Origin of the sequence: Pseudochelatococcus contaminans (assembly GCF_014195635.1) — a bacterium.
In the GTDB taxonomy this organism is placed as follows: Bacteria; Pseudomonadota; Alphaproteobacteria; order Rhizobiales; family Beijerinckiaceae; genus Pseudochelatococcus; species Pseudochelatococcus contaminans.
In genome coordinates, this window is sequence record NZ_JACICC010000007.1 from 156513 (window position 1) to 168582 (window position 12070).

At 61.9% G+C, this 12070-nt stretch carries 12 protein-coding genes; 9 read left to right on the top strand and 3 right to left on the bottom strand.

Going from position 1 to position 12070, the window contains the following annotated elements:
* The first annotated feature begins 30 nt into the window (after positions 1-30).
* Positions 31-447, top strand: coding sequence for a BrnT family toxin (locus FHS81_RS13795; protein ID WP_246375021.1), 417 nt, complete (start codon positions 31-33; stop codon positions 445-447).
* Positions 419-694: a CopG family antitoxin gene (locus FHS81_RS13800; protein ID WP_183753915.1), complete on the top strand. Its 276-nt coding sequence runs from the start codon at positions 419-421 to the stop codon at positions 692-694. The genes FHS81_RS13795 and FHS81_RS13800 overlap by 29 nt, the downstream gene beginning before the upstream one ends.
* Positions 695-713: 19 nt before the next feature.
* Here the strand turns inward: FHS81_RS13800 and FHS81_RS13805 are convergent, their stop codons facing one another.
* Positions 714-1730, bottom strand: coding sequence for a nucleotidyltransferase family protein (locus tag FHS81_RS13805; RefSeq protein ID WP_183753917.1), 1017 nt, complete (start codon positions 1728-1730; stop codon positions 714-716).
* Between the two features lie 215 nt (positions 1731-1945).
* Here FHS81_RS13805 and lepB point away from each other — a divergent pair, with 215 nt between their 5' ends.
* The 3 genes from lepB to era are packed head-to-tail and all read left to right on the top strand — an operon-like array spanning position 1946 to position 4370.
* A complete protein-coding gene (gene lepB / locus FHS81_RS13810) occupies positions 1946-2752 on the top strand; it encodes a signal peptidase I (protein ID WP_183753919.1) in 807 nt (268 codons plus the stop codon).
* Positions 2752-3438, top strand: a complete 687-nt coding sequence (rnc, locus tag FHS81_RS13815; RefSeq protein ID WP_183753921.1) for a ribonuclease III — start codon at positions 2752-2754, stop codon at positions 3436-3438. The genes lepB and rnc overlap by 1 nt, the downstream gene beginning before the upstream one ends.
* On the top strand, positions 3435-4370 hold the full coding sequence (gene era, locus FHS81_RS13820; RefSeq protein ID WP_183753923.1) for a GTPase Era: 936 nt from the start codon (positions 3435-3437) through the stop codon (positions 4368-4370). The genes rnc and era overlap by 4 nt, the downstream gene beginning before the upstream one ends.
* Positions 4371-4471: 101 nt before the next feature.
* Here the strand turns inward: era and topA are convergent, their stop codons facing one another.
* On the bottom strand, positions 4472-7300 hold the full coding sequence (gene topA, locus FHS81_RS13825) for a type I DNA topoisomerase (RefSeq protein ID WP_183753925.1): 2829 nt from the start codon (positions 7298-7300) through the stop codon (positions 4472-4474).
* A gap of 197 nt (positions 7301-7497) precedes the next feature.
* Here topA and FHS81_RS13830 point away from each other — a divergent pair, with 197 nt between their 5' ends.
* The 3 genes from FHS81_RS13830 to FHS81_RS13840 all read left to right on the top strand — a co-directional run bounded on the left by FHS81_RS13830 (position 7498) and on the right by FHS81_RS13840 (position 9592).
* Entirely contained in the window at positions 7498-7953 is a 456-nt protein-coding gene (locus FHS81_RS13830) for a DUF2946 family protein (protein WP_210281703.1), read from the top strand.
* 177 nt (positions 7954-8130) lie between these two features.
* Positions 8131-8757 carry a copper chaperone PCu(A)C gene (locus FHS81_RS13835; protein ID WP_183753927.1) on the top strand — a complete coding sequence of 209 codons (627 nt, stop codon included), beginning with the start codon at positions 8131-8133 and terminating at the stop codon, positions 8755-8757.
* A gap of 238 nt (positions 8758-8995) precedes the next feature.
* Positions 8996-9592 carry an NADPH-dependent FMN reductase gene (locus FHS81_RS13840; protein ID WP_183753929.1) on the top strand — a complete coding sequence of 199 codons (597 nt, stop codon included), beginning with the start codon at positions 8996-8998 and terminating at the stop codon, positions 9590-9592.
* A gap of 65 nt (positions 9593-9657) precedes the next feature.
* Here FHS81_RS13840 and FHS81_RS13845 read toward each other — a convergent pair whose 3' ends face one another.
* On the bottom strand, positions 9658-10083 hold the full coding sequence (locus FHS81_RS13845) for a hypothetical protein (protein WP_183753931.1): 426 nt from the start codon (positions 10081-10083) through the stop codon (positions 9658-9660).
* A gap of 339 nt (positions 10084-10422) precedes the next feature.
* Between FHS81_RS13845 and FHS81_RS13850 the strand changes: the two genes are divergently transcribed.
* Positions 10423-11718, top strand: coding sequence for an ATP-binding protein (locus FHS81_RS13850; protein WP_183753934.1), 1296 nt, complete (start codon positions 10423-10425; stop codon positions 11716-11718).
* Positions 11719-12070: the final 352 nt, after the last annotated feature.

Consider the following 12070-nt stretch of genomic DNA (forward strand, 5'->3'; position numbering starts at 1 on the left):
CGTTTTCAAACAAAGTGGATACCACTTTGTGTGAAGAAAACGCGTCAAACCAAAAAGATAGAGCCTTTCGGCGTTTCAACGAAATGCCGAAAGGCTCCAGGCCGTCATATTGACTTGCTTTTGTATATACATTTGTATAGGGTGTTCATGATAGAGATTGAAGGTTTTGAGTGGGACGGTGGCAATTGGCCTAAATGTGGCAAGCATGGGTTATCGAAAGCGGACATTGAACATGCGGTGCAGAGCGCGACTTTCCGCATACCCGATCCAAACCCGTCAGAGCCGCGTTTCAGAACCGCTTCGAGAGCGCCGAACGGTCGTCCCGTATTCATTGTTTACGTGCTTCGGGAGCGGAAAGGGCTGTTTTATCTGCGCCCGCTCAGTGCCCGTTACATGCATGGAAAGGAAGTAAGGCGATATGAGCAGTTCGAACAAAAACTGGCCTGAAAAACCTTGGCCAACCCTGCCCGATGATAAGGCAGCCGAAGATTTCGTCGACAATGCCGACCTCTCTGAATATGACTGGAATGCCGCAGAACCAATCAGTTATGAGTTCAAAAAGAAGTCGTCGGCGCTGACCATGCGCATTCCTCAATCATTGTTGGATGCGGTCAAGACAAAGGCGAAGTCGAAGGGCATTCCCTTCACGCGCTACGTGCGAATGCTCATCGAACAGGATCTCGCCCGCCCGTGAACACCCGTCCCGCCGGCCATCACCCCAGTCCGCGCAGCACCGCGGCAGTGTCCGGCATCATGGCCAGGCTGGCCTTGATATGCTCGCGCCAGCGTGGGCCGCGCGCGAGTGCATCCGTGTAAGCGTCCTGCAGGTCGTCCGGGCGGTCCTCGGCGAGGATCGAGATCAGGAAAGCAGCCTGACCGCGATCCTTGCGCGCCTTCGCCTGATCCGGTCCCCCCCAACGGCGGTCGGCAACGATCAGCTTGTGGATCGCGTAGCGCTCCGGACGCGGCACCTGCACCAGCACGCCGGACCTGTAAAGCCCGATGGCCGGAATAGGCTCGGCGATCAGGTAATTCAGATAGTTGAGCGCCTGCGCGCTCACCCTCAGTGCGGGGAGGGGCTTGATGCGCTCGTCGCCGAAAGCGGGGGTCAGGAACTCGACCATCGCCTCGCCACGGCTCTGCCGCCATCGCCATACCTGCCGGTCCTGAATGCCCGGTACGGGGTCGAACTTCATGGCCCGCAGAATATCGTCGGGATTTTCCTCGACCACATCCCCCAGCGCGACCGATAGCCGCTCGAAACTGGCGAAGTCGATGTCGCCGGTCTGCGCCAGTTCCTCGGAACCGAACCGCACGCCAAGTTCCCCCTGATAAAAGCCATAGGCCGCCGTGCCGACGAGCGTGCCGCCAAGCCGGAAAACTCCGGTGCGCGCAAACGCCAGCAACAGCGATCCCGTGTCGCGATCGAGTCCGATGAAGCCCTCGGCACGCAACACCCGCGCCAGCCGCATCATCACCCGCCGACGTTCTTCACTCTCCGCCTTCAGCGCCGCGGCGCGCGCAAGACGGGCGCGAAGCTCTGGCGTGCCCTCGCCAAGGTAGCGGCTCCGCATCTCCGTGCCGAGACGGAACCTGTCGTACAGATAGATGCGCCCGTTGCGCGACCGCTCCTCAATGCTGCCGATCAGCTCCGAAGCCGCCTCGTCGAGATGAAGCCGCAGCAATTCCTGATAAGCCACCTGCGCCGAACGTGAATGCGATGCGAACAATCCCGGCCTCCCCTGCCACGTGCATCAAGCCATGTGCATCAAAGATATTTTCGATGCACACAAAAGCAAGTGTGCATCGAAAATATCTTTGATGCACATGCGGATCATCATGTCGTGCTGTCGGAGGACACCGCAAAATTTCCCGTTTCCCCGCCCGGAAAAAACGGCTACACAGCACAGGCGCGGGGTTGGCGGCGCGAGTGGATGAATGCATTATGGAGCAAGGTGGCGTGGAGCCGGACAAGACCGATACCGCCGTGACGAATAGCAGGAAAACCCGGCCCGCGCCAAAGGAAGGCGGCTTTCTTGATACGGTCAAGATTGTCGCGCAGGCGCTGCTGATCGCGCTTGTGGTGCGCTCGCTGCTGTTTCAGCCGTTCAATATCCCTTCCGGGTCGCTCATACCCACGCTGCTGATCGGCGATTACCTGTTCGTCTCGAAATATGCGTATGGCTATTCGCGTTTTTCGTTTCCCTTCGGGCTGATCCCGTTCGAGGGCCGTATTCTCGGCGCGGAGCCGAAGCGCGGCGATGTCGCCGTCTTCAAACTGCCGAAAGACGAAAGCACCGATTATATCAAGCGCGTTATCGGCCTGCCCGGCGAAACCGTGCAGATGATCGATGGCCGCCTGTATATCAACGGCAAGATCGTTGACCGCGAACTGGCCGGTACGTATCGCGACGACGAGGATTCGCCCGGCACGGGGCCAGAGGTCGCGAAGTATACGGAAATGCTGCCCGGCGGCACCAGCCACACCATCATCGAGCGTTATGGCGACCGGGGTCCGTGGGACAACACCCCGCTCTACAAGGTGCCGGAAGGCCACTACTTCATGATGGGCGATAACCGCGACAACTCGGCCGACTCCCGCGATCTCAGTGCGGTCGGTTTTGTGCCGCTGGATAATTTCGTCGGCCGCGCGGAAGTGCTGTTCTTCTCCATCGACGGCGCGCCGGCGTGGCAATTGTGGCGGTGGCCGGATGCCGTGCGCTGGGATCGCATCTTTAAACGGGTTCGCTGATGGGGCTTTCGGATCTCGAAGAACGGCTGGCATATCGTTTTGCCGACCGCAGCTTGCTGGAAATGGCGGTCACGCATGTCAGCGCCATTCCGGCACAGAAAGTAAAATCCTACCAGCGGCTGGAGTTCCTCGGCGATCGCGTACTGGGGCTGGCAGTCAGCGATATGCTGTATACCACCTTCCCGCAGGCGGAGGAGGGCGAGCTGTCGCGCCGTCTGGCGGAACTGGTGCGTAAGGAAAGCTGTACTGAAGTGGCGCGCGGCTGGAACGTGGGGCCGCACCTGCGCCTTGGTGAAGGTGAAATCGCCGCCGGCGCGCGCGACAACGCTGCCATCTGCGCCGACGTCTGCGAGGCCATCGTCGGGGCGGTGTTTCTGGATGGCGGGTTTGCCGCCGCAAAGACGCTGGTGCAGTCTGCTTTCGCCGCCCGCATGCATGCGCCGCGCCGTCCGCTGCGCGATGCCAAGACAGCACTTCAGGAATGGGCGCAGGGCAGGGGGCTGCCCGCGCCGACCTACGAGATCACCGAGCGCAGCGGGCCGGATCACGCGCCGCATTTTCGCGTTGCCGTCCGCGTTGAGGGCAAGCCTCTGGCCGAAGGGCGCGGCGCATCCAAACGCAATGCCGAGCAGGGGGCCGCAGGTGCGTTCCTTGCCCGAGAAGGAATTCGGGTTGACCAGTCATGACGCATGAGTTTCCGCAGAATACATCAGAGGAAGCTGGCACCCGTTGCGGCTTTATCGCGCTGATCGGCGCGCCGAACGCGGGCAAATCCACCCTGCTGAATGCGCTTGTGGGCGGCAAGGTCTCCATCGTGTCGCATAAGGTGCAGACCACGCGTGCGCTCGTGCGTGGCATCACCATCGAGGGTGACGCGCAACTTATTTTCGTCGATACGCCCGGCATTTTCCGCCCCAAGCGGCGGCTTGACAGGGCGATGGTGACATCGGCGTGGGGCGGTGCGGGCGACGCTGACGCTCTGTGCCTGTTGATTGATGCCCGTAAGGGGCTGGATGAGGAAAACGAGGCGATCCTCGCCAAACTGCCGGACGTGCATCGGCCCAAGATCCTGATCCTCAACAAGATCGACCTCGTGCCGCGTCCGGCGCTGCTTGAGCTGTCGCAGTCGATCAACGCGAAGCTGGCTTTCGACGAGACCTTCATGATCGCCGCCCTCAAGGGCGATGGCGTGGCCAGTCTGCGCGCCCGTCTCGCAAACTACGCCAAACCGGGGCCGTGGCTGTATCCCGAAGATCAGATGTCCGATGCGCCGATGCGTCAGCTTGCAGCGGAAATCACGCGCGAAAAGCTGTTCGAGCGCCTGCACGACGAACTGCCATATGCCTCAACGGTGGAAACGGACCAGTGGCAGGTGCAAAAGGATGGCTCGGTGCGTATCGAGCAAACGATTTTCGTCGAGCGTGACAGCCAGCGCAAGATTGTGCTCGGCCATCAGGGGCAGACGATCAAGGCCATCGGCTCCCGCGCGCGTATCGAGATCGGCGAGATCGCCGAAACGAAGGTGCACCTGTTCCTGTTCGTGAAGGTCCGCGAAAACTGGGCTGACGATCCCGCCCGCTACCGGGAGATGGGACTGGAATTTCCGCGCGGTGGATAAACAAAAGCCCGGTCAGATGACCGGGCTTTTTCTATCGTCTGAAGCGTTTTCAAGCAAAGTGGATGCCGCTTTGCGTGAAGAGAACGCGTAAAACCAATAATCTAGGCTTCCGCTGCCGGCTTCTTGCGGCTGCGGGTGGTTTTAGCCGGGGCGGCTTCGGTGGTCGCGCTACCATCCGCCGCAGATTCCGCGTCCGTTGCCTTGGCGGTGGCGGCTTTCTTCGCCGCTGGCTTCTTCACCGCTGGCTTCTTGGCAGCGGGCTTTTTTGCCGCAGCTTTCTTTTCGGTTGTTTTCGCTGCCGCCGGCTTTTTGGTTGCAGCCTTTTTGGCCGGTGCCTTCTTGCCGGTGAGGCGCTTGGCGCGGATCAGGATGATCGCTTCTTCCAGCGTGTACGATTCGCTTTCGACGCCCTTCGGCAAGGTGGCGTTTGTGGTGCCGTCGGTCACGTAGGGGCCGTAGCGTCCAGCTTTCAGTGACAACGTCTTGCCGGTTTCCGGCTCTTCGCCCAGCACCTTGCCGGGGTCGGACGAGCCGCCACGACGGCCGCCGCCCTGCTCCTTGGTGACGATGAGGTCGATGGCGCGGTTGGCGCCGATGTCCAGCACGTCATCATCTTTCGACAGGCTGGCGTAGGTTTTCTCATGCTGCACATAGGGGCCGAAACGACCGATGCCGGCCCTGATCGGCTTGCCGCTTTCCGGGTGCGTCGCGACCTCGCGCGGCAATGACAGCAGCTTGAGCGCAATGTCCAGATCGACAATGTCGGGCGCAAGACCGCGCGGCAGGGTCTGCCGCTTGGGCTTTTCCTTGGGTTTCTCCTTGGCCTTGTCTTTGGTCTTTTCAGGAACGCTTTCCTGGGCTTGTTCTTTGTCCTTCGTGTCCTCTTCCGGCGCATCGCCGCCCAGTTGCACGTAGGGACCGAAGCGGCCATCGCGCAGCGACACTTCCAGCCCGGTCGCGGGATCGGTGCCCAGCACCTTCGGGCCGCCGTCGCCGCCCGCGCCGTCACCATCGCCGGCGAGCTGGCGCGTAAAGCGGCACTCTGGATAGTTTGAGCAGCCGACGAAAGAGCCGAACTTGCCGATCTTCAAGGACAGCTTGCCGTTGCCGCACGCCGGGCAGGCGCGTGGATCGCCTCCGTCCTCGCGGGCCGGGAAGATATAAGGACCGAGCACATCGTTCAGCGAGTCGATCACCTGCGTCATGCGCAATTCGCGCGTGCCGTCGATGGCGGCGATGAAATCACGCCAGAAGTCGCGCAGGACCTCTTTCCAGTCGATCTCGTGGTTTGAAACCCGGTCGAGCTTTTCTTCAAGGCTGGCGGTGAAGTCGTATTCGACATAACGCTGGAAGAAACTTTCCAGAAAGGCCGTCACGATGCGGCCCTTGTCCTCCGGCACGAGGCGTTTTTTGTCGAGCCGCACGTATTCGCGCTCGCGCAGCACGGCCAGCACAGCAGCGTAGGTAGAGGGGCGGCCGATGCCAAGCTCTTCCATGCGCTTGACGAGGCTTGCCTCGGTGAAACGCGGCGGCGGCTCCGTAAAGTGCTGGGTGGCGCGGATTTCGCGCTTTTCCAGCGGGTCGCCGGCCTTCATCGGGGGCAGCCGGCCGCCATCCTCGTCGGTCTCGTCGTCGCGGCCTTCCTGATAGAGCTTGAGGAAGCCGTCGAACACCACGACCTGCCCGGTGGCGCGCAGATCCAGCACCCGCTCGCCTACCTTCGCCGCGATGTCGACGGTGGTGCGTTCGAGCTGTGCGGACTCCATCTGGCTGGCGACGGTGCGCGTCCAGATCAGCTCATAGAGCCGCGCCTGTTCGGGCTCCAGATAACGGGTGACGGATTTCGGCAGGCGGCCGGGATCGGTGGGGCGGATGGCCTCGTGCGCTTCCTGGGCGTTCTTGGCTTTCGAGGTGTATTTGCGCGGCGCGCCCGGCACGTAGGCATCACCGAAAGTGCGACCGATCACGGCGCGCGTGGCGAAAACCGCCTCGGGAGCCATGTCGACGCCGTCCGTTCGCATGTAGGTGATGAGGCCCACCGTTTCGCCGCCGATCTCGATGCCCTCATACAGCCGCTGGGCGAGTTGCATGGTGCGCGCCGGGGCGAGGCCGAGCTTGCGCGATGCTTCCTGTTGCAGCGTGGAGGTGGTGAACGGCGGTTGCGGATGCCGCCTTGCAGGCTTGGCCTCGACATTCGTCACCCGGAACGCCGATGTTTCCAGCGCGCGCTTGAAGGCCTCCGCCTCTTCGCCGTTACCGATGTCGAGGCGGGTGATCTTCTTGCCGTCCGCGCCGACGAGGCGTGCCTCGAAGGTTGCGCCCTCAGCGGTTGCAAGCAGCGCGACCAGCGACCAGTACTCGCGCGAGACGAAGGTCTCGATCTCGCGTTCACGGTCGCAGACGAGGCGCAGCGCCACGGATTGTACGCGCCCGGCAGACCGCGCACCCGGCAGTTTGCGCCACAGCACCGGCGACAGGTTGAAGCCCACGAGATAATCGAGCGCGCGGCGCGCCAGATAGGCATCCACCAGCGCCTGATCGATCTGACGCGGATGGGCCATGGCCTCAGCGATGGAATCGCGGGTGATGGCGTTGAAGGTGACGCGCTCGACGGGCACATCCTTGAGCAGCTTCTTCTGCGCCAGCGCCTCGACAACGTGCCATGAGATGGCTTCGCCCTCGCGATCAGGGTCGGTTGCGAGAATGAGCTTTTCGGCGCCCTTCACGGCGCGGGCGATTTCGGCCACGCGTTTCGCGCCGCGATCCTCCACCTGCCAGACCATGGCAAAGTCGGCGTCCGGATCAACAGAGCCATCCTTGGGCGGCAGATCGCGGATGTGGCCGAAGGAAGCCAACACCTCGTAGTCCGGTCCCAGGTACTTGTTGATCGTCTTCGCTTTGGCGGGCGATTCGACGACAACGACTTTCATGATTCAATCCCCGATGGCTGGCGCAACGATTGCACTTGAGTTTTGTGCAACGGGCGGGATAAGTGGGGGCAAAAGGTGGTACAAGTCAAATCCTGCTGCGCAACTTTGTGGCGAAAGAGGCCGGAAAATCGCCCCGGCGGGCGGGAGACTGGCTTTTTCCGATCGTTATGACAACCCGGGACGTAGCCGATTCGACCATGCTCCCCCGTATGCTCCAGACGACCAGAAGACTCAACCCGATCCGTTTGCTGCGGGTGGGGATAGCATGGTTCTGCGCCTACGCCATGTTTGCCCATCTGATGTTGACGCTCGCCGCTACGGCGGCGGGTGCATCTGGACACATCCTGCCCGTGGTGGCGGGGACGGGTGATGCACGCACGATTTTGGCGCTGGATATGCCACTCTGCCGGCCCGGCGCGGCGATTCAGGATGCATCCGAAACGGACGGCGGCTCCGGCCCGCAAACGCCGCATCCGCGCCTGTGCTGCGGTCTTTGCGCCTTGCAGGGCATGGCGCTGCAGGTTTTTCCGGATGCCGACGGCCTGCCGGTGCCCGAGTGGCGGTTTGCCCGGGCCATCGTTCCGAAGCATCAGCCGCCATTCCCTGCCTTTCCCAGACTGTCTCCTCCGGCCCGTGCTCCGCCAGTGGCGTGATCGTCCGTTTCCGGATTGCCACGTCATGCCGCTTCCAGAAACGTGCGGAAGCGACTTCGCGTGAACACAGTACGCAATATCAATCACAGTGAGCGTTCCGGCAGTCAGAGGATTTTGCGCGTGCCGTGGGCAGCGCCAGCCTTCCGTCAAGCTCGGGATGCGCTCAGGAGTTGAGACATGATGATGAAAACCGCTTTTTCCATTCGCCCGGCTGCGCTGCTGCGGGCTTCCGTGCTGGCGCTTGTGCTGCCGGTCGCCGGTCTATCTGCCGCACAGGCGCATGAGCCGCGCGCCGGACATGACGCGCAACACGCTCACGCCGCCGAGGCAGTCGCCACCGCGAACGGTCTGACGATCAACGCGCCGTGGTCACGCGCCACGGCCAAGGGCGCGCGGGTCGCCGCCGGTTATCTGGTTCTCGATAACAAGGGCGACGCCGACGATGTCCTGGTCTCCGGCAAAACCGATATTGCCGAGAAGGTCGAGATCCATGAAATGGCTGTCGTCGATGACGTCATGCGCATGCGCAAGCTCGATGACGGCCTGCCGGTGAAGGCTGGAGAGTCTGTCGAGCTGAAGCCCGGTAGCTATCACCTCATGTTCATGGGCCTGAAAGAGCCGCTGAAGGAAGGCGATACCTTCACCGCCGATCTGGTTTTCGAAAAGGGCGGGGAGGTGCCGGTCAGCTTCACGGTGCGCGGGCTGGGCGCGCGTGATTCCGGGCACGGTGATCATGGTCATGGTGCGCACGATGGCGATGCGCAGGGATCGCATGATGCCGAAAAGAAAGCGCCCGCCCATTAAATATCCCGGCAATTGAAGGCGATCACGCTTTCTGCCGGAATGAGATGAGCAGAAGAACGCACGCTCCGATGTAATCGGGCCGTGCGTTCGGCGACATAGAACATTTACGGAGAATTGATGCAGCAAGTGGAACGCAAACGACCCCGATACACGTTCCGACACTGCGTGCCGGGGCATGCTGTGATACCATCGCATGCCCCGAGCGCCATTTCGGCCCTGTGCAAGAAAGGTAGCGTCCATGAGCATTCAAGCGTCCGGCACTCAAGCTGCGAGTACTCCGGCTTCGGTAGCCGTCTTCGTGGGAAGTCTGCGTAAAGAATCCTTCAATCGGAAAATCGCCGATATTCTGGCCGAACTCGCGGGGGATAGCCTGCGTTTCGAACAGATCGAAATTGGCAACCTGCCGCATTACAATCAGGATCTGGATGACGAGGGGACGCCGCCGGCCCAGTGGACGGCTTTCCGCGAAAAAGTGGCGCCGTTCGACGCCGTGCTGTTCGTGACGCCGGAATACAACCGGTCGGTGCCAGCGGTGCTGAAAAATGCTCTCGACGTCGGTTCGCGGCCATATGGCAAGAGCGTCTGGGATGGCAAGCCGGGAGCGGTGGTCAGCGTTTCGCCCGGCGCTATCGGCGGCTTCGGCGCGAACCATCACCTGCGGCAAGCGCTGGTGTTTCTCAACGTGCCGACCCTGCAACAGCCGGAAGCCTATCTGGGCGGCGTTTCCAAGCTGCTTGGCGATGACGGCAAGTTGCAGAATGAAGGCACGAAAGAATTTCTCGGAAAATTCGTGAAGGCTTTTGCGGACTGGATTGCCAGCAACAAAAAGAGCTGAGACCGCTACCAGGCCACTGCCGCATTTCCATGAAGCGCGGCAGTGGCCTGATGAACTTCAGCGCACTAAATGCTGCGGACGGAGGGAATGAAGCGCAAGGTGAAAATACGCCCGGCGACGGATTGACCGAAGGACGGCGTGAAGCTCAACGGCGTGCAGTCGATGAACGTATCGGCTATGGATTGCAGGAATGCCCGCGCGCGGGCGTCATTGACCCCCAGCCGCGAAAATGTAATGCGCGGCGGTCCCATCAGGCTGCCATCGCGCCGAAAACTGAAACGGGCTGTCGCCGTCAGGCCCTCGGTGCCGCTCGGCGGCTTCCAGCAGGCGATCAGCGCAGGGCCGATTTCCGGCGGCGTGTTGATGGCGCGGTCTTCGGCCGCCCCTGCGATGGGCGCAGCCCATATCAGGCCCAGCACCAGCCCGCAAACGACCGGATAAACGGCGGGGAGGGCTCCCCGCTTGCTGCGCTCGATCCGTTGTATCGTCATCGGCTTTTCCCTTTCCGGCCTGTCCCTGTCCGCCGGATGTTCTGATTCCATTACAACATCCGGCGCTTTAACATGCTCCGAAAATGGCCAGAAGTTCCTTTTGAGGGGGCGTTATCAGCAGGCAGCGCGGGGGCAGTGATATCGAATTGCGACAGGATGTCATGAGTGGCCATGTCTTTTGTAACATCTTGAGGCATCTGTTTCTTGTGGCTTGTCATTTCTGCCGTCTCCCTGTCATGACCGTGATGGCATCATAACGCGCTGGCTGGCAAGCGAACAGGCAAGTGAACAAGCAAGTGAACAGGGAGGTCCGCCATGCCTGGCGGGCAGGAGACAGGTATGGGTTTGAGTGCGCGTTCAATCGCCATCCGGTCAGCGCTGGTGGTTTCCGTCGTCTTCATCGCGCTCTGGTTCGTCGGCGGCTCCACCCTGTGGTCCCTGCCGGCTGGCGTCTTCATCAGCGTTTTTGCCGCCGCCGCCCTGTTCCGGGACCGGCGAAACCTGCGCAGCCGCTTGCAGCCGGAGCGGCTGAAACCTGCGGCATCCGGTCCCTATGATACAGCCGGTCTGCTGGCGGCTTTACCCGATCCGGTGGTTCTGATCGATCGGCGTGGCATCGTTCTGAACATCAATCCCGCCGCGCGGGCGCTCTTTCCGCTGCTCGTCGAGGCGCGACCGCTGGCTTTCATCGTCCGCGCTCCGGCGGTGCTGGAAGGCATCGAGACGGTTCTGCGAGGTGGGCAGGCGGTCAATGCCGAATTTCGCGAGCACGGCGCGGTCGAGCGCACGCTGGAGGCGCACATTGCTCCCGTCCATGCTCCCGTCCATGCCACTACCACCGGCGCCTCTGTTCAGAATCAACCGCAAGGCGCGGTTCTGCTGATTCGCGATTTGACCAGCGCGCGCCGTCTGGAGCATATGCGGGTAGACTTCGTCGCCAACGCCAGCCATGAGCTGCGCACGCCGCTGGCCTCGGTGATCGGCTTCATCGAGACGCTGCAAGGTCCGGCGCGCAACGACGAGAACGCACGTGAGCGCTTCCTCGGCATCATGCGCGATCAGGCGCAGCGGATGTCGCGGCTGATCGACGATCTGCTTTCGCTATCCCGCATCGAGATGAACCTGCACGTACCGCCGAACCGGGTGGTGGAGGTCGGCCTGCTGGTGCGCCACATGATCGAGACGCTTGCCCCGCTGGCGCAGGAACGCGGCGTCACTCTGGCGCTGGAGCAAACCCCCGCGCCGCTCTTCGTCACCGGCGACAGGGACGAGTTGCTGCGCGTGGTGGAAAATCTGGTCGAGAACGGCATTAAATACGGCCAGCAGGGACGCAGGGTGGATGTGACTGTGCAGGCCGTCAACGGCCCTCGCCGTGGCGAGCAGGAGGTGATGGTCGAGGTGCGCGACTACGGCCCCGGCGTCGCGCCGGAGCATCTGCCGAGGCTGACGGAGCGTTTCTATCGTGCCGATGTGGCCGAGAGCCGCGAAAAGGGCGGCACGGGTCTGGGGCTCGCCATCGTCAAGCACATCGTCAACCGGCATCGCGGACGCCTCGACATTGCCAGCCGCCCGGGCGAGGGCGCGACTTTCACTGTCTATCTGCCGGCGGCGGCGGACCCCGGCGCGGCCGATTGATCTGCGCGCTCTGGACATTTTCATCCAGTCTGCTGCGAGATTTATGACATCTCCGACGGTTTATCGCGACAAAAAAGGCGCAACACCGCGTGCTGCGAGAGCGCGTGATTGCATGGACGTGATTGCATGGAGTTGCCACGGGTGCGCCTTGTACTGTGCTGACCATGCGCGCCAGTAGACTGTTATTGTCAGACTTTATATGCGGCCTGCCCGCCAGTTATCGTGACGTTCTGGCATGGCAATGCGTCATCGCGCGGTGGGATCGCGATGTTCCGGAGGCGCTGCCATCAGTGTCATTCAAGCGTCATTCTGGCGTCATAAACAGGTCTGGTTCGAGCATTCAGGCTTGTCA

Bases quoted from the DNA above. Each gene is read 5' to 3' on its own strand.
- FHS81_RS13800 (WP_183753915.1), top strand. From the start codon at position 419: ATGAGCAGTTCGAACAAAAACTGGCCTGAAAAACCTTGGCCAACCCTG.
- lepB (WP_183753919.1), top strand. From the start codon at position 1,946: ATGGAGCAAGGTGGCGTGGAGCCGGACAAGACCGATACCGCCGTGACG.
- rnc (WP_183753921.1), top strand. From the start codon at position 2,752: ATGGGGCTTTCGGATCTCGAAGAACGGCTGGCATATCGTTTTGCCGAC.
- era (WP_183753923.1), top strand. From the start codon at position 3,435: ATGACGCATGAGTTTCCGCAGAATACATCAGAGGAAGCTGGCACCCGT.
- topA (WP_183753925.1), bottom strand. From the start codon at position 7,300: ATGAAAGTCGTTGTCGTCGAATCGCCCGCCAAAGCGAAGACGATCAAC.
- FHS81_RS13830 (WP_210281703.1), top strand. From the start codon at position 7,498: ATGCTCCCCCGTATGCTCCAGACGACCAGAAGACTCAACCCGATCCGT.
- FHS81_RS13835 (WP_183753927.1), top strand. From the start codon at position 8,131: ATGATGATGAAAACCGCTTTTTCCATTCGCCCGGCTGCGCTGCTGCGG.
- FHS81_RS13840 (WP_183753929.1), top strand. From the start codon at position 8,996: ATGAGCATTCAAGCGTCCGGCACTCAAGCTGCGAGTACTCCGGCTTCG.
- FHS81_RS13845 (WP_183753931.1), bottom strand. From the start codon at position 10,083: ATGACGATACAACGGATCGAGCGCAGCAAGCGGGGAGCCCTCCCCGCC.
- FHS81_RS13850 (WP_183753934.1), top strand. From the start codon at position 10,423: ATGGGTTTGAGTGCGCGTTCAATCGCCATCCGGTCAGCGCTGGTGGTT.